At 50.8% G+C, this 15,136-nt stretch carries 15 protein-coding genes; 9 read left to right on the forward strand and 6 right to left on the reverse strand.

Annotated elements, in window-relative coordinates; genetic code table 11:
• Positions 1-2: 2 nt before the first annotated feature.
• Both O6P33_RS01185 and O6P33_RS01190 read right to left on the reverse strand, forming a co-directional pair.
• The gene (locus O6P33_RS01185) at positions 3-1,598 is read right to left on the reverse strand and encodes a cryptochrome/photolyase family protein (protein WP_269818432.1); all 1,596 of its coding nucleotides are present in this window, start codon (positions 1,596-1,598) and stop codon (positions 3-5) included.
• 43 nt (positions 1,599-1,641) lie between these two features.
• Complete coding sequence (locus O6P33_RS01190; RefSeq protein ID WP_269818433.1) at positions 1,642-1,743, reverse strand: DUF2256 domain-containing protein; 102 nt, start codon at positions 1,741-1,743, stop codon at positions 1,642-1,644.
• Between the two features lie 171 nt (positions 1,744-1,914).
• Here O6P33_RS01190 and O6P33_RS01195 point away from each other — a divergent pair, with 171 nt between their 5' ends.
• On the forward strand, positions 1,915-2,451 hold the full coding sequence (locus O6P33_RS01195) for a lipocalin family protein (protein ID WP_269818434.1): 537 nt from the start codon (positions 1,915-1,917) through the stop codon (positions 2,449-2,451).
• Between the two features lie 46 nt (positions 2,452-2,497).
• On the opposite strand, the gene O6P33_RS01200 is transcribed toward O6P33_RS01195, so the two are convergent.
• Positions 2,498-3,343 carry a thioesterase family protein gene (locus O6P33_RS01200; RefSeq protein ID WP_269818435.1) on the reverse strand — a complete coding sequence of 282 codons (846 nt, stop codon included), beginning with the start codon at positions 3,341-3,343 and terminating at the stop codon, positions 2,498-2,500.
• 215 nt (positions 3,344-3,558) lie between these two features.
• Between O6P33_RS01200 and O6P33_RS01205 the strand changes: the two genes are divergently transcribed.
• From O6P33_RS01205 to O6P33_RS01225, 5 genes are all read left to right on the forward strand, one after another.
• Positions 3,559-3,918, forward strand: coding sequence for a sirohydrochlorin chelatase (locus O6P33_RS01205; RefSeq protein ID WP_269818436.1), 360 nt, complete (start codon positions 3,559-3,561; stop codon positions 3,916-3,918).
• A gap of 184 nt (positions 3,919-4,102) precedes the next feature.
• A complete protein-coding gene (gmk, locus tag O6P33_RS01210; protein WP_269818437.1) occupies positions 4,103-4,720 on the forward strand; it encodes a guanylate kinase in 618 nt (205 codons plus the stop codon).
• Positions 4,721-4,831: 111 nt separating this feature from the next.
• The gene (gene rpoZ / locus O6P33_RS01215; RefSeq protein WP_269818438.1) at positions 4,832-5,083 is read left to right on the forward strand and encodes a DNA-directed RNA polymerase subunit omega; all 252 of its coding nucleotides are present in this window, start codon (positions 4,832-4,834) and stop codon (positions 5,081-5,083) included.
• Positions 5,084-5,150: 67 nt separating this feature from the next.
• Positions 5,151-7,262 (forward strand): bifunctional GTP diphosphokinase/guanosine-3',5'-bis pyrophosphate 3'-pyrophosphohydrolase, encoded by a 2,112-nt coding sequence (gene spoT / locus O6P33_RS01220; protein WP_269818439.1) that lies wholly within the window; start codon positions 5,151-5,153, stop codon positions 7,260-7,262.
• A gap of 74 nt (positions 7,263-7,336) precedes the next feature.
• Complete coding sequence (locus tag O6P33_RS01225) at positions 7,337-7,717, forward strand: RidA family protein (RefSeq protein WP_269818441.1); 381 nt, start codon at positions 7,337-7,339, stop codon at positions 7,715-7,717.
• 22 nt (positions 7,718-7,739) lie between these two features.
• On the opposite strand, the gene O6P33_RS01230 is transcribed toward O6P33_RS01225, so the two are convergent.
• Positions 7,740-8,600 carry an SDR family oxidoreductase gene (locus O6P33_RS01230; RefSeq protein ID WP_269818442.1) on the reverse strand — a complete coding sequence of 287 codons (861 nt, stop codon included), beginning with the start codon at positions 8,598-8,600 and terminating at the stop codon, positions 7,740-7,742.
• A gap of 95 nt (positions 8,601-8,695) precedes the next feature.
• Here O6P33_RS01230 and O6P33_RS01235 point away from each other — a divergent pair, with 95 nt between their 5' ends.
• The 3 genes from O6P33_RS01235 to O6P33_RS01245 all read left to right on the forward strand — a co-directional run bounded on the left by O6P33_RS01235 (position 8,696) and on the right by O6P33_RS01245 (position 13,163).
• Positions 8,696-9,616 carry a hydrogen peroxide-inducible genes activator gene (locus O6P33_RS01235; RefSeq protein WP_269818443.1) on the forward strand — a complete coding sequence of 307 codons (921 nt, stop codon included), beginning with the start codon at positions 8,696-8,698 and terminating at the stop codon, positions 9,614-9,616.
• Positions 9,617-9,618: 2 nt separating this feature from the next.
• Positions 9,619-11,697 carry an ATP-dependent DNA helicase RecG gene (gene recG / locus O6P33_RS01240; RefSeq protein ID WP_269818444.1) on the forward strand — a complete coding sequence of 693 codons (2,079 nt, stop codon included), beginning with the start codon at positions 9,619-9,621 and terminating at the stop codon, positions 11,695-11,697.
• A 68-nt stretch (positions 11,698-11,765) separates the two neighbouring features.
• Positions 11,766-13,163 carry an aminoacyl-tRNA deacylase and HDOD domain-containing protein gene (locus O6P33_RS01245; protein ID WP_269818445.1) on the forward strand — a complete coding sequence of 466 codons (1,398 nt, stop codon included), beginning with the start codon at positions 11,766-11,768 and terminating at the stop codon, positions 13,161-13,163.
• Here the strand turns inward: O6P33_RS01245 and O6P33_RS01250 are convergent.
• Positions 13,153-14,037, reverse strand: coding sequence for an alpha/beta fold hydrolase (locus O6P33_RS01250; protein WP_269818446.1), 885 nt, complete (start codon positions 14,035-14,037; stop codon positions 13,153-13,155). The two genes, O6P33_RS01245 and O6P33_RS01250, sit on opposite strands and share 11 nt — an antisense overlap.
• A gap of 35 nt (positions 14,038-14,072) precedes the next feature.
• Positions 14,073-15,044, reverse strand: a complete 972-nt coding sequence (locus O6P33_RS01255; protein ID WP_269818447.1) for a CobW family GTP-binding protein — start codon at positions 15,042-15,044, stop codon at positions 14,073-14,075.
• Positions 15,045-15,136 lie beyond the last annotated feature (92 nt).

The following is a 15,136-nucleotide window of genomic DNA, read 5'->3' on the forward strand; positions in this document are numbered from 1 at the left end:
AGCTAAAGCTGCTCAAGATCAGCAAGGCACTCTTCAGCACGGGCCAAGATTGCTTGCTGTTGCTCAGGCGTTTTCTTGCGCCAATTGGCGTAGACCATGGCATTGCGCGGATTATTACCCAAGGCGGCTTGCTGTTGCTGCATAAAGTGCCAATACAAGGCATTCAGCGGACAGGCATCAGCACCGGTGATTTTGCTCACTTTGTAATGACAAGAGCCGCAATAATCACTCATTTTATTGACATAACTACCACTGGCCGCATAGGCTTTTGAGCCGACAATACCGCCATCAGCAAACTGGCTCATGCCACGGGTATTGGGCATTTCCACCCATTCCAACGCATCGATATACACACCCAGATACCAGGCATCCACTGCATCCGGATCAATACCGGCCAACAGGCAAAAATTACCGGTAATCATCAAGCGCTGAATATGGTGCGCGTAGGCAAACTCTAACGACTGCTCAATCGCCTGTTGCATGCACTTCATCTGAGTCTTACCGGTCCAGAACCACGACGGCAAGCTGCGCTGCGCGGATAACGCATTGAGGCTGGCGTAGTTCGGCATATTGAGCCAATAGACGCCACGAACAAACTCGCGCCAGCCGAGAATCTGCCGAATAAAGCCTTCCACCTGAGCGATATCAATGCGTGGTTCAGCGCAGAGTAATTGCCCTTGCTGGGCGCGGTAATGGGCCAGCACCGTATCCACCACCAACTGCGGGCTGATGATTTTGCTGTTCAGGGCAAACGACAAACGCGAGTGATACAAACTCCACTGGCGATTATTGCCGCGCTGCTTGAGTTGCCCAGTCATCGCATCTTGAAAGGTGCCAAACAGTGGCAAGCAATAACGGCAAAAGTAATCCAGCAACTCTTTAGCCTGCTGACGATTGACCGGCCACAGTAAACTGCTGTGTGCCTGCCCCATGGTTTTAATGTTATGGCGCTCAAGGCGCACAAGAATCTCGCTGACATCATTACTAAAGACCAACGGCTGCGGCACGCTGGACAAATCGCTGGCTTTAAGTTTATTGCGGTTATTGGCATCAAAGTTCCACTGCCCGCCCTCAGGCTGGCCGTCACCGTCCATTAAAATAGCGAAACGTTGGCGCATTTTACGGTAGAAGGCTTCCATACGGTGCTTCTTACCTGCACTAAAATAACGCGGCAACTCATCATCACTTAAGTAAAAGTGTTCACTGCTCACACCCTGACTGCTGATGCGCAATTGCGCACTAAACTCCGCCAGTTGCTGGCGTACACGGTATTCATCGGGCAGCTGATATTCAAAATGCTGGATTTGATGCACATCCAGCAGCACCGTCAGCAAGTGCGGTAAATCATTAAAAGCTTGGGTGTCATCTAAATCCAAATGCAGCACATTAAAGCCAGCCGTATTTAAGGCTTGCGCAAATTGCTGCATCCCGGCAAAAAACGCACAGATTTTTTGCACATGGTGCACCACATAATCGGTTTCTTGGCGCAGCTCCGCGATCAAATACAGCGTGTCGGGGTCTTTATCTTGGAACCACGAATGGCTGGCATTGAGCTGATCGCCAAGAATTAAGCGCAAGCGCTGATAAGTTTTAGTCATGTTGAGCACCGGGTAATCAACGCTGGCCTGCGCAGCGTTTAGATCAGTATTTAACCTGCGGCCAATCTTTTTCCCATTTTTTCCGCCAAGCAAAGGGGCGCTGACACACTGGGCAGAGCTTTTCTGGTAAATGGGTTTTCTTCATCAGTACACGCACTCAACAATGCCTAGCAGGCGATAATAACAGTCAGTAACCGCTGCAAAATCTTATACACGCAGCTATAATGCACAGGAATATTCTTGTACACCAGCACTTTATGTATAGCTTTTCCGAAAAAACCGATGCTAGGCTGCACAACCTGAGGAGTTACACCCCATGCGCTATTTAATGACTGCACTAGTTTTTCTGCTTACAGGCTGCGTCTCTATACCTGAGGGTATTGAGCCGGTTAAAGATTTTCAGGCCGAGCGCTATTTAGGCACATGGTATGAAATTGCTCGCCTCGACCACTCTTTTGAGCGCGGTATGCAGCAGGTGACTGCCGAGTACAGCATGCGCGATGACGGCGGTATCAAAGTGCTCAACCGTGGCTTTAAAACAGCACAACAAGAATGGGGAGAGGCACAAGGCAAGGCTTACTTTGTTGAAGATGAGCACACGGGCTATCTAAAAGTGTCGTTCTTTGGCCCTTTTTATGGTTCTTATATTATTTTCGACTTAGACCAAGACTATCAATACTCACTAGTGAGCGGCCCTGATAAATCTTATCTGTGGTTACTGTCGCGCACGCCCACTTTGCCGCCAGAACAGCAAGCGCGGTTAGTGGCAAAGATGAGTGAACTGGGTTTTGCTACCGACCAGCTGATTTTTGTTGATCAATCCAGTCATCTAAAACCAGCCACAACACGGTAATTTATCCACGAACTGACAGCTGCATGGCCTGCAGCTGTCAATTAAGCTAGCGAATTTTTCTGAGGGTCAAAATCTGCTCGCTGCGGCCAAACGGGCCCTGCACATCATGCAAAATAGCGCTGGTTAAACCAATGCCATCGCTACCGAACTGCTGCGTAGCTTGTAAGCCCAGCCAGCGACCAGTAGGGAAGCGGTGCAAGTGGATTTGCAAATCTAAATTCGGGAAAGCCCAAGCAAAGTCATCGCCCTGACGCGGTACAATACCGTTTGCAGTATCCACCATGCCCATTAAGTGAACAAAGTCGGTGGTTGGCTGGTTTTCAACCATATCTTTTGCGTTATTAAGCCAAACAACCCCTTTACCCGCTCGGTAATTTGCCCCAATACGGGCCTCCAAGCTTTGAATAAAACCACCGGGCCAGCGTGACATACCATGCCACTGCGCTAGCGTATCAGGCTGCGCAATGCCTTGATCCTCTAAGCCGGCAACTGCCGAGCTGTCTTGCACACACATCCGCCAAGCGCGAGCCACGATGCAGGTGCGACCCTTGGCTTGCATTTCTGCCTCAAGCAGCTCAATGGTTTTACCAGGGCGCACCACCCGCGTGGTAATGACAAATTCACCGGCAGCAATCAGGCCAAAAATATCGTAACTGATACGGCCAATACGCACATCATCACGGGGCTGAAACTGCTCTAATTCGGCGGCGATAATGCCGCTGGCAGGCGCCATATGTTGCTCATTCTCGTTCCAAGCACCTTGCGCATGGATGGTTGAGCGATACTTAGCGGTGACAGCACCATCTGCATCTGTTTGCCGGCCAATAAGCTGGTAATAAGCACCCATAATGGACTTGCCCTTCTCTGATAAATTTAACAAATGTTTAGTCAAGCAGTACTGCAATAGCAAATTGGGCTGAATGCACAGCACTCTATTTATGATGCTCAGACTGCATATTTAAGCCTAAGCCAACCATACAACCCATGGCTAAATTAGCCCCTACTATGCAGAAGCTGTTTTTGTTGAGCAACCGACTCAGGACAATACCCAGTACAAGCGCTACTATTGCCGCTCTAAATAAGCACTGCCGCACAGGATACACACCCATGAAAAGATTGTTAATTGTCGCCCACGGTAGCCGCCGTGACGCCTCCAACGAGGAAGTTAGAGTGCTGGCCACCAGAGTCGCAGAGCACTTACAACTGGCCGTAGACAATGTACAAGTAGCGTTTTTTGAGCTGGCAACACCCTCAATAGAAAGCGCCCTTGATGCGTGTTTCAATAATGGCGTCGATGAAGTCAGCGTACTGCCTTATTTTCTGTCCTCGGGCACCCATGTGGTGAACGATGTGCCACGTGAAATTGCAGCAATGCAGGAAAAGTGGCCTGACAAAATAATTAAAGTACTGCCCCATATTGGCGCTGCCGAGACTATGGTCAGTTTAATTGCCAGTACTTATCGCTAAAATTGGATAAAAGCAGTGCTGTGGATTACAGATGAAGCGCTGCAGTATTTACTGTTAGAATATGCGCAATACTGAGTCATCAGCCGTAAGCTTTAACAGCTGAACTTGCCTTGACTAGACAAGCTCTCAGAACACAGCTGGTACTGTATTTGTCAACGCTGTTTTAAATTTTTATAGGTATTGCATGGCCACTACTGGGACGCTTTATATTGTCTCCGCACCATCGGGTGCAGGAAAAACAAGTTTAGTAAAAGCACTAATGGATGCTATGGCACAGGTACGGGTATCGGTGTCACATACAACCCGTGCGATGCGTCCTGGTGAAGTGGATGGCGTCAACTACCACTTCACCCCACGGGAAGAGTTTATTAAGCTGCTTGAGCAGGGTGACTTTTTAGAGCACGCTGAAGTTTTCGGCAACCTTTACGGTACTTCGCACTCTTGGGTGAAACAAACTCTGGCGAAAGGCTATGATTTGATTCTAGAAATCGACTGGCAAGGTGCGCAACAAGTACGCAGGTTAGTACCCGACGCCAAGTCTATTTTTATTTTGCCGCCGACCCATAAAGACCTGCGCCAGCGCCTGCACAATCGCGGGCAAGATGCTGATGATGTGATCGAATCGCGCATGCAGCAGGCCATTACTGAGATGAGCCATTACGTTGAATACGACTACATTGTGATCAACGATAATTTCTCCACGGCGCTGGAAGACCTAAAAGCAATCTTTCGTTCCAATCAGTTATTGCTGAGCACTCAGCAAAAACGTCACACACAACTGCTATCCGACCTGCTAGGATAGTGGTACCTGCGCGACAAAGATGGCAATCCCCTTTCTTTGTCGAGCTTAATTTCTTAAACTATGCCCATATTTGCGCCTTTTTTTGGCGCTATTTTTTCTGTGAGGAATACTATGGCTCGCGTTACTGTTGAAGATTGCCTAGAACACGTTGATAACCGCTTTGCTTTAGTGATGTTGGCCACTAAGCGCGCACGCCAATTAGCTACTGGTGGTAAAGAGCCTAAAGTGCCTGTTGAAAACGACAAACCTACCGTTTTAGCTTTGCGTGAAATTGCTGCAGGTCTAGTGGACGATGCAATGATTGCTGCAGAAGAAGCTCTGACTGCTGACGAACCTTTGTTTGCAGCTTTTGATGACAAATAAGCACGCAGATTCAAATGCAGGTGACTTACTGCGTAAATAAGGAATTATTGCTATCAGGAGGTGAGCTATGCCTGCTTTAGATCGCCTAACTGGGCAGTTAACAGCTTATTTAAGTCAAGACCAAGTCAATGCGGTACGCCGCTCGTATTATTATGCCGAGCAAGCGCACGATGGTCAGTTACGCAGCAGTGGTGAGCACTATGTTACTCACCCGCTAGCAGTGGCAACTATTTTGGCCGATATGCACATGGACCATCAAAGTTTGATGGCCGCCATGCTGCATGACGTAATTGAAGACACCGGCATTCCCAAAGAAGCCATAGTCGCGCAGTTTGGCGAAAGCGTGGCCGAGCTTGTGGACGGTGTAACTAAATTAACCCAAATGAAATTCGGCACCAAAGCCGAAGCCCAAGCAGAAAACTTTCAAAAAATGGCTATGGCCATGGCCCGCGATATTCGCGTGATTTTGGTTAAGCTGGCCGACCGTCTGCACAATATGCGCACTCTTGGTGCGTTAAATGCGGAAAAACGCCGCCGTATTGCGAAAGAGACTCTCGAAATTTACGCGCCAATCGCCAACCGTTTGGGCATGAACCGCATTTATGCAGAGTTTGAAGACCTCGGCTTTAAAGCCATGTACCCCATGCGGGCTGCGCGTATTCAATCCGCGGTAAAAAGCTCGCGCGGCAATCGCAAAGAAATCGTCAACAAAATCCAAGAATCCATCGCCCATTGCTTAGAGCGCGAAGGTTTACCCGGTGAAGTCAGCGGTCGCGAAAAACATCTGTATAGCATTTATCAAAAAATGCGTGGCAAACGTAAAGCGTTCGCTGAAATTATGGATGTGTATGCCTTTCGCATTGTCGTCGACAAAGTGGATACCTGTTATCGCGTGTTAGGCGCTGTACATAATCTCTACAAACCTTTTCCCGGCCGCTTTAAAGATTACATTGCCATTCCTAAAGCCAATGGTTACCAATCTTTGCACACCACTTTATTTGGTATGCATGGGGTACCCATTGAGATTCAAATCCGCACCAAGGAAATGGAAGAGCTGGCCAATAACGGTATTGCTGCGCACTGGTTGTATAAAACTGAAGAAGACGGTCGCCGCAATAACCACGCCCGCGCCCGCCAGTGGGTACAAGGCTTACTAGAACTGCAACAAAATGCCGGCAACTCATTAGAGTTTATTGAAAACGTTAAAATCGATTTATTCCCTGATGAAGTCTATGTGTTCACCCCCAAAGGCCGCATCATGGAACTGCCCAAAGGCTCCACCCCAGTGGACTTTGCCTATGCAGTGCATACTGACGTGGGTAACACTTGCATTGCCTGCCGAGTCAATCGTCGCCTTGCGCCCTTATCGCAAGCATTAGAAAGCGGTGCCACAGTTGAAGTGATCACTGCACCTAATACCCAGCCTAATCCTAATTGGCTCAATTTTGTTGTCACCGGTAAAGCCCGTACGCATATTCGTCACGCGCTGAAACAGCAACGCCGCGAGGAGTCCGTCAGTTTAGGCCTCCGCTTACTGAGCAAAGCCCTTGATAACTTAGGCGCACGCCTTGACGATATTCCAGAAGCACGCTTACAAGCGCTGCTCCAAGAAAACCATCAAGATGAACGTGATGACCTGCTCGAAGAGATCGGTCTCGGTAATCGCACAGCGCATGTAATTGCCCGGCGCTTACTGTCGAGCGAAGAATCCGCAGCCAATCCTTTAGCTGCCGATGGGCCACTGGTAATCCGCGGCACCGAAGGCCTAGTGCTCAACTACGCACGCTGCTGCACACCCATTCCCGGTGACATCATTGTCGGCCACTTATCTGCCGGCAAAGGCATGGTGGTGCATCGGGACAGCTGTAAAAATATTGCTGAGTTCCGCAATAATCCGGAAAAGTGCATTCCACTGACTTGGGCGAAAGATATTGATAGCGAATTTAATGTTGAATTACGCATTGAACTGGCTCACCAGCGCGGCTTAATCGCCCTATTAGCCAGCACTATCAGCGAAGCCGATGCCAATATTGATAAAATCAGCGTCGATGAGCGCGATGGCCGTATCAGTGTCATTCAGCTTGGCATCAGCGTACGTGACCGTGTGCACTTGGCGCGAATTATCCGTAAATTACGCGGTCTTGCTGGGGTCTCACGCATTACCCGTATGCGCGCATAATCATTTTTATCCCGAGCGCTACTGGGCTTGCTGTCGAGCCTTGGCGCACGGATTTTTAGATAACGGAGTACAGCATGAGCAAAACCATCATCAGCACCGAAAACGCACCCGCCGCAATTGGCACCTATTCACAAGCGGTGCGCGTCGAAAACACTGTGTATTTATCTGGACAAATCCCACTCAATCCAACCACCATGGAAATGGTCGAAGGCTTTGAGCAGCAAACGGTGCAAGTATTTGAAAACCTCAAAGCTGTGGCCGAAGCTGCAGGCGGCTCACTGGACAACACTGTTAAGCTCAACATTTTCTTAACTGACTTGGCTAACTTTGCCACGCTCAACGAAATTATGGCGCGCTACTTCAACGCACCTTATCCTGCCCGTGCAGCAGTGGGCGTAGCGTCCTTGCCACGTAACGCCTGTGTAGAAATGGATGCCATATTGTACTTGGGCTAAATCCTACGATGCGGTGCAGTAGCTACTCAGAAAGCTCTGCCAGCTGCACCGCATAGCCTGCACGGTAACTGGCGTATATTGGTTGCCAGCCTAAAGCCCGCGCCCGCGCATTACTGCAGCGCTTACTCCCAGAGCGCGGCTTTAAAACCAAGTCTGGCACACTGCTCACGCCCAACTGCTGCTGCAACCAAGCCACCACTTCTGCCTGCTCAACGGGCGCGTTATCCACACCTAAATATACTGATTCCACAGCCTGCCCTTGGGCATCCGCCTGTAAAACTGTGGCAATTAAACTGGCCGCATCATCGGCATGAATCCGATTGGTAAAGCTGTGCAAATGCGGCGCATGATACCCCTCGCGCACACGGCGAATCAGCATATTACGCCCTGGTCCATAAATACCGCTCAAGCGCACCGCCGTGGCTGGATACCCGCTGCCCATAGCGCAGCGTTCAGCCTCCAACATGATCTGCCCAGACCAGCGCGCCGGTTTGGTAGGCGACTGCTCATCAATCCAGCTGCCATCACTCTGCCCATAAACACTGGTACTGGAAACAAAAACAATACGCTTCGGTTGCTGCTGATGCTGTGCCAGCCAGCTATATAGATGGCGCTGACCTTGCACATACGCCTGCTGATAACCGTCTTCGCTCATTGTCTGTGCAGCCATGGCATACACCACATAATCTATCGGTTCTTGCGGCCAAGCGCGCGGGCATTCTGCTTGATATAGGTCTGCGCTAATGGGCAATATGTGTGCAGGTAAATGGGCAGTATTGCGCCGTAAACCATAGACCTGCCAACCTTGCTGCTGTAGCAACACTGCTACGCGGCTGCCAATATCACCACAACCGACTACCACCGCGCGGACCTGTTTAGGCATACTGATGCACTCCATACTAACGCTGACTCTTGAGAATTATTGGTCAGTTTTTAATGTAACAGCTATGCTAACGGCAATCCTAATGGGAATTGACTATGACCCTTACCGAACTTCGTTATATTGTCGCTTTAGCTCAAGCTCGACACTTTGGCCGTGCAGCCGAACAATGCCACGTCAGCCAGCCCACTTTATCTGTGGGAGTCAAGAAGCTTGAAGAGGACTTGGGCGTACTGATTTTTGAGCGCAGCAAGAGTGCAGTGCGAATTACCCCAGTTGGCGAAGCCATTGTTGCCCAAGCCCAGCGTGTACTGGAGCAAGCGCAAGCCATTCGAGAGCTTGCACAAGCAGGCAAAAACCAGCTGGCAGCACCATTACGGGTCGGCGCTATTTACACCGTTGGCCCTTACTTATTTCCGCAAATGATTCCCCTGCTGCACCGCAGCGCTCCGGAAATGCCCCTGTATATCGAAGAAAACTTCACCCATGTACTGCGTGAGAAACTGCGCAAGGGCGAACTGGATGTGATTATCATCGCTCTGCCTTATCAAGACGCTGATGTCCTCACTAAAGTTGCCTATAAAGAACCTTTTTGTGTACTGCTGCCGGCAGAGCACCCATGGACCAAAAGAGACAGCATTGATAACGATATGCTCAACGATAAGAGCCTATTGCTACTGGGCGAAGGGCACTGCTTTCGCGATCAAGTACTGGAAGCTTGCCCGGTTATGCTGCCGAGCGATCCTGAGCACCGCTACACCACCGTGGAAGCCAGCTCCTTAGAAACCATTCGGCATATGGTGGCCTCAGGCTTAGGCGTTTCTGTCTTGCCATTATCGGCAGTGGAGAATCACCGCTATGCCGAAGGTGTCATCGAAGTACGCCCATTTGCTGATCCAGTCCCTACCCGCACTGTCGCCATTGCTTGGCGCGCGACTTTTCCACGCCCCAAAGCCATTGATGTGCTGATGGATGCGATTCGTCAGTGCGATGCAGCACAAGTCTATAACGAGCAATAAGCATGAGCGATTTACTGGTACATACTCCGGTGACTGTACTTAAAGGTGTTGGGCCGGCGCTCGCGGAAAAGCTGGCTAAAGTTGGCCTAGAAAATCTGCAAGACGTGCTGTTTCACTTACCCTCCCGTTACCAAGACCGCACCCGTATCACGCCCATTGGCGCGCTACGCCCTGGCCAAGATGCAGTGGTGGCTGGTGTAGTGATGGCCGCTAATGTGGTGATGGGCAAGCGCCGCAGTTTATTAGTACGCATTCAAGATGGCAGTGGCGGCTTAACCTTGCGTTTCTTTCACTTCAGCATGGCGCAGAAAAACGCCTTAGCTAAAGGTGTACAAGTGCGTTGCTATGGTGAAGTTCGCCCTGGTGCCACTGGTCTGGAAATTTATCATCCGGAATACCGCGTACACAATGGTAATGAAGAGCCACCGCTGCACAGCACTTTAACCGCTATCTACCCCACCACCGAAGGCCTCACGCAACTGCGCTTACGTGACCTCTGTGTGCAGGCTTTAAGCTTTCTCAACGCCCATAGTTTACCTGACTGGCTGCCAGCACCACTCATTAAAGAGTACGGCTTAGGCTCGCTAGAGCAAGCCATCCGCTATCTGCATCAGCCGCCACCAGATGCCGACTTAGAAGAGCTGGCAGAAGGTGTGCACTGGGCGCAACAACGTTTAGCCTTTGAAGAAATGCTGACCCACCAGTTGTCGATTCAACGGGTGCGCGCCAGTTTGCGCCAGCAGCGCGCACCACAACTGCCCCCAGCGCAGAAGCTGCCGCAGCTTTTCCTCAACAACCTCGGCTTTGCCCCAACCGGCGCGCAGCAGCGAGTAGGTGCAGAAATTGCTTGGGACCTTGCCCAAGATGCACCCATGCTACGCCTCGTCCAAGGTGATGTGGGCGCTGGTAAAACCGTGGTTGCTGCTTTAGCTGCCCTGCAAGCTTTAGAGGCTGGTTATCAAGTGGCCTTAATGGCCCCCACGGAAATTCTTGCTGAGCAACACTTTATTAACTTTAGTAAATGGTTGCAGCCGCTCAATATCGAAGTGGCCTGGTTAGCCGGCAAGCTCAAAGGTAAAGCGCGCAGCAAGGCTCTGGAGCAAATCGCCAGCGGTGTACCCATGGTGGTCGGCACTCATGCGCTGTTTCAAGATGAAGTACAGTTTCATAACCTGGCCTTAGCCATTATTGATGAGCAGCACCGCTTTGGTGTGCAGCAACGCTTAGCCTTACGCAAAAAAGGCGTTGATGGTCTTTCCAGCCCACACCAGCTGATTATGACCGCCACCCCCATCCCGCGTACTTTAGCCATGAGCGCTTACGCAGATTTAGACACCTCTGTCTTAGATGAATTACCGCCGGGACGTACCCCAGTCAACACCTTAGTACTGAGCGATAGTCGCCGCCCTGAAGTGATTGAGCGAGTGCGCGCGGCCTGCCTCGAAGGCCGTCAAGCCTATTGGGTCTGCACCCTGATCGAAGAGTCTGAAGAGCTCACCTGCCAAGCAGCAGAAAGCACCTTTACTGACTTAACCTTAGCGCTGGCTGGGCAAAAAGTCGGCTTAATTCACGGGCGCATGAAAGCCGCAGAAAAAGCCGCAGTGATGGAGTCGTTTAAACAAGGTGAACTGCAATTATTAGTGGCCACTACGGTTATTGAAGTGGGTGTGGATGTGCCCAACGCCAGCTTAATGATTATTGAAAATCCTGAGCGTCTGGGGCTCGCACAGCTGCACCAGTTGCGTGGCCGAGTGGGTCGCGGCAGCACTGCTAGCCATTGCGTACTGCTGTATCACGCGCCTTTATCACAGATTGGCCGCGAGCGTTTAGCCATTATGCGCGAAACCAACGATGGTTTTCTGATTGCTGAAAAAGATTTAGAACTGCGTGGCCCCGGCGAAATGCTCGGCACTCGACAAACCGGCTTACTGCAATTTAAAGTGGCAGACTTAATGCGCGATGCGCCCTTATTGCCAGCGGTACGCGAGGCCGCCTGCGCACTACTAGAGCATTGGCCACAGCATGTCAGCCCACTCCTAGAGCGCTGGCTCAAACATGGTCAGCAATATGGGCAGGTATGAACAGTGCAGCAATAACCTGCGCTGTAGGATATCCTCTTTTGGACTGTATACGTTTGTAGAGTACTGTTATGCCTGATTCAACCACCACGCCCGCCAACCCAGCAGCGTTACCCGCTGTTATCAGAACACTACTCGAAGCCAATGGCATAGCCTTTAGCTTGCACCCTAGCAGTGCCGTCAACGCTGCACAGCGCTTGCATGCAGTCTTAGTACAAGAACACAGCAAAGAGTTACTGGTCGTTTTCCCCCGCAGCCACATTCTTGATCTAGCCAAGCTCAATAGCGCCACACAAACACAATGGCAAGCAATGCCGATTGCTGCAGTGGCACAACTACTCAGCCGTTATGGCCTAGATACGCTACCGGCATTACCGAAACTGTTTAACCAAGCCAGCCTCTGTGACCCAAAAATATTCATGCAACCCATGGCTTATCTCGATAGCGGTGTACCGGGCTTGTTGTTAGGGATAGATCCGGCAGCTTTAGAACGCTTGTTTAAGGTCAGTCAAAGAGTGACATGCGCCGAACCTATTACCAGCCAGCAGCCGAACGACAGTGCGGTATCCAGCGATGCAGCAGGTATTGAACATGCGGTAATTCGCTTAACCTCACGCAGAATTCACCGCCGTTTAGAGGAAACATTAGAAATTCCCCTACTCAGCTCCACTGCCAAAAAAGTCTTGCGCCTACGCGCTGACCCATTAGCAGGTGTGGATGAACTGGCCGCCATTGTTGAGACTGACCCGCCTTTAGCTGCACAGGTGATTAGCTGGGCAGCTTCGCCTTATTATGCCGCCCCCGGCAAAATACGCTCGGTAGAAGATGCCATAGTGCGTGTGTTAGGTTTTGACTTAGTTATTAACCTCGCGCTAGGGCTCTCGCTGGGTAAGAACTTAAGTATTCCGCAAGACCAGCCCCTGCACTGCACGCCCTATTGGCAACAAGCTATCTATACCGCAGCCCTGATCGAAGGTTTAGCACGCTGCATGCCGGTAGAGAAAAAGCCTGAGAGTGGCCTCGCTTACCTTGGTGGCTTATTGCACAACTTTGGTTTTGCCTTATTGGCTCACGTCTTCCCCCCGCACTTTTCTTTGGTGTGCCGCTCACTAGAAGTTAACTTACATCTAAGTCACAGCACCATTGAGTACTATTTGCTCGGTATCACCCGTGAACAGATGGGGGCCTGGCTAATGCAGTGCTGGAATGTGCCCGAAGAACTGGTCTGTGCTTTACGCTTCCAAGACAACCCCAATTATCAAGGCAACTATGCCAGCTACGCCAATCTCAGCTGTTTAGCTCAAAGCCTATTGGCACAACATGGTATTGGTTGTGTGCATGACAGCAGCATTCCCGACAGTTTGTATCAGCGCTTAGGCTTATCCGCAGATATTGCCCAGCAAGCTTTGCAGCGCGTACTGGATGCGGAACAAGCTCTGAAAGAACTGGCTCGCCAGTTTAATCCCTAGCAGCCAATAGATACTCACGCACCCGCTGTGCTGTTGGCTCTGGGTATTGCTGCATAAAACAGTGCCCACCGCGAACTTGCTCAGTCGTCACCAGACTATTGCGTTGACGCCAAAGGGCAGCTGACTTGATGACAAAAGGGAAAGTCTCGGCGCCATACAACATCAACAGCGGTGTTTGCACCTTGCCAAGCGCACGCCATAAGCCATTCGGTGCGGAGCTAAAAATAGTTGCTTCCAGCTCTGCTGAGCACTTGAGTTCAACTCCGCCCTGCTCCGCCGGACGCAACGCATTCTCCACAAACGCCCACAACGCTGCCGCACTCCAACCTTTAAAAGCGCCACGCCCAGTTAATCCAGCATACGCAGCTTGTCGATCGGGCCAGTGCTGACGGCGCGCACGCGTGCGGCTGGCCAGCTTATTAAAAGCAGTTAAACGCAAGCGTTCTGAGCTTTTCATAAACATTTGCAGAGCTGGAGTATAAATCACTGGATCCAGCAGGACCGCACGGCTGAACAGTTGCGGGTATTGCGCCAACATTAAGCTGGTAATCACCCCGCCTAGACTGTGAGCTACGGCATACACAGGTACATCGGCAAACATTTCTCGCTGCGCCTGAAAAGCCTCGATAGCCAGTTCTCCATTACGGTTCCAGCCTAAGAAACGTGTGCCGGCATCACTGTCCCCATGGCCTTGAATATCACACAGCCACAAATCAAAATCTGCGCTGAGCAGTTGTAAAAGAGGGGTATAGACTCGGCCACAAAAGCCATTGCCATGTAAAAAATGCAAGACGGGTTTACCTGAAGGCGGGCTGTGCCAACCGCGTAATGTCAGTTGTGCCGAGGTGGTGTACGACCAAGCTTGCAAGTTCATGGAGTGTTGATCCTTATTGTTTTTTTACTGCGCAATTACAGCGTCACGCGACAAGCGCTGAGCTCAGCGGTTAATTGCTGCGGATCTTGGGCCTGACTAAAAATCAGCTCCAAACGTGAGTCTTTACGCCATTCAGTATTTTGCCAATGCAAACTCTGACCATCGACAGCATTGGCCGATAACCATCCCGCATTCGTCTGCAGCACACACTTCGCGCGCTGCCAAGACATTTGCGTCAACCACAGCTGTACCCGTAACAAATCAAATTGCTGTGTAGGATGCCAGCGCCAGCCCACGCTCCAAGCTTCTGTTTGCGCATTGACGGAACACAACGGCTGCTGTGGGTCAGCCCATACTGTGCCCAATTGTTGCGCGCTAGCAGCGGCAAAAGGATCTGCCACAGGAACTTGCCCTACTTGCTGCTCATGCCCAGGTAACTGCTTATACGCCAGCTGCCCTTGACGCGTGCACTGTACTGTAAGCGGTGCCAAAGCCTGTTGCCATTGTTGTTCTTGCGCCGCAGTAAAGTTATCGCATTTATTCAGCACGCACAGCTCTGTTTGCGCCAGTAACGCCGGCTCAATAGCAGTTACCGCAGAATCAAGAGTGCTACTCTGGGCATCAAGCACTACAACGACAGGCTGCACTGCCAGTACATCCAGCCAAGGTACATCACGCAGTTGTTCTAAGAGCTGCAATGGATGCCCTAAACCAGACGGCTCAATAAACAAACGATCGGGTTTGGCCTTGCGCAATAACTGCACGAGTGCCACCTGAAAAGGCACGCCATTGACACAACACACGCAACCACCGGCAACTTCAGTAAAGCTGACGCCCTCCTGCTCGCCACCCAATAAAGCACTGTCTAAACCAATGTCGCCAAACTCATTGATCAATACTGCCCAGCGCTCATGGCTGGGGCGCTGGGCCAGTAAACTACGTAAAACACTGGTTTTACCAGCACCTAAAGAGCCGCAAATTACATGGGTGGGTATGTGCTGCAACATGCTGAACAAATTTCCTAGTAGTGCAAAATAAGCCGCCACCTTAGCAAAAATGCATTAAATCTGCCCGTCACTTCACGCCAGCCCATGGCTTA

It is taken from the genome of Denitrificimonas caeni (assembly GCF_027498055.1).
GTDB lineage: Bacteria > Pseudomonadota > Gammaproteobacteria > Pseudomonadales > Pseudomonadaceae > Denitrificimonas.

Coding starts and splice junctions, on each gene's coding strand:
- spoT (WP_269818439.1), top strand. CDS start 5,151: ATGCCTGCTTTAGATCGCCTAACTGGGCAGTTAACAGCTTATTTAAGT.
- rpoZ (WP_269818438.1), top strand. CDS start 4,832: ATGGCTCGCGTTACTGTTGAAGATTGCCTAGAACACGTTGATAACCGC.
- O6P33_RS01255 (WP_269818447.1), bottom strand. CDS start 15,044: ATGTTGCAGCACATACCCACCCATGTAATTTGCGGCTCTTTAGGTGCT.
- O6P33_RS01250 (WP_269818446.1), bottom strand. CDS start 14,037: ATGAACTTGCAAGCTTGGTCGTACACCACCTCGGCACAACTGACATTA.
- O6P33_RS01190 (WP_269818433.1), bottom strand. CDS start 1,743: ATGAAGAAAACCCATTTACCAGAAAAGCTCTGCCCAGTGTGTCAGCGC.
- O6P33_RS01205 (WP_269818436.1), top strand. CDS start 3,559: ATGAAAAGATTGTTAATTGTCGCCCACGGTAGCCGCCGTGACGCCTCC.
- O6P33_RS01185 (WP_269818432.1), bottom strand. CDS start 1,598: ATGACTAAAACTTATCAGCGCTTGCGCTTAATTCTTGGCGATCAGCTC.
- O6P33_RS01230 (WP_269818442.1), bottom strand. CDS start 8,600: ATGCCTAAACAGGTCCGCGCGGTGGTAGTCGGTTGTGGTGATATTGGC.
- O6P33_RS01235 (WP_269818443.1), top strand. CDS start 8,696: ATGACCCTTACCGAACTTCGTTATATTGTCGCTTTAGCTCAAGCTCGA.
- O6P33_RS01195 (WP_269818434.1), top strand. CDS start 1,915: ATGCGCTATTTAATGACTGCACTAGTTTTTCTGCTTACAGGCTGCGTC.
- recG (WP_269818444.1), top strand. CDS start 9,619: ATGAGCGATTTACTGGTACATACTCCGGTGACTGTACTTAAAGGTGTT.
- O6P33_RS01225 (WP_269818441.1), top strand. CDS start 7,337: ATGAGCAAAACCATCATCAGCACCGAAAACGCACCCGCCGCAATTGGC.
- O6P33_RS01245 (WP_269818445.1), top strand. CDS start 11,766: ATGCCTGATTCAACCACCACGCCCGCCAACCCAGCAGCGTTACCCGCT.
- gmk (WP_269818437.1), top strand. CDS start 4,103: ATGGCCACTACTGGGACGCTTTATATTGTCTCCGCACCATCGGGTGCA.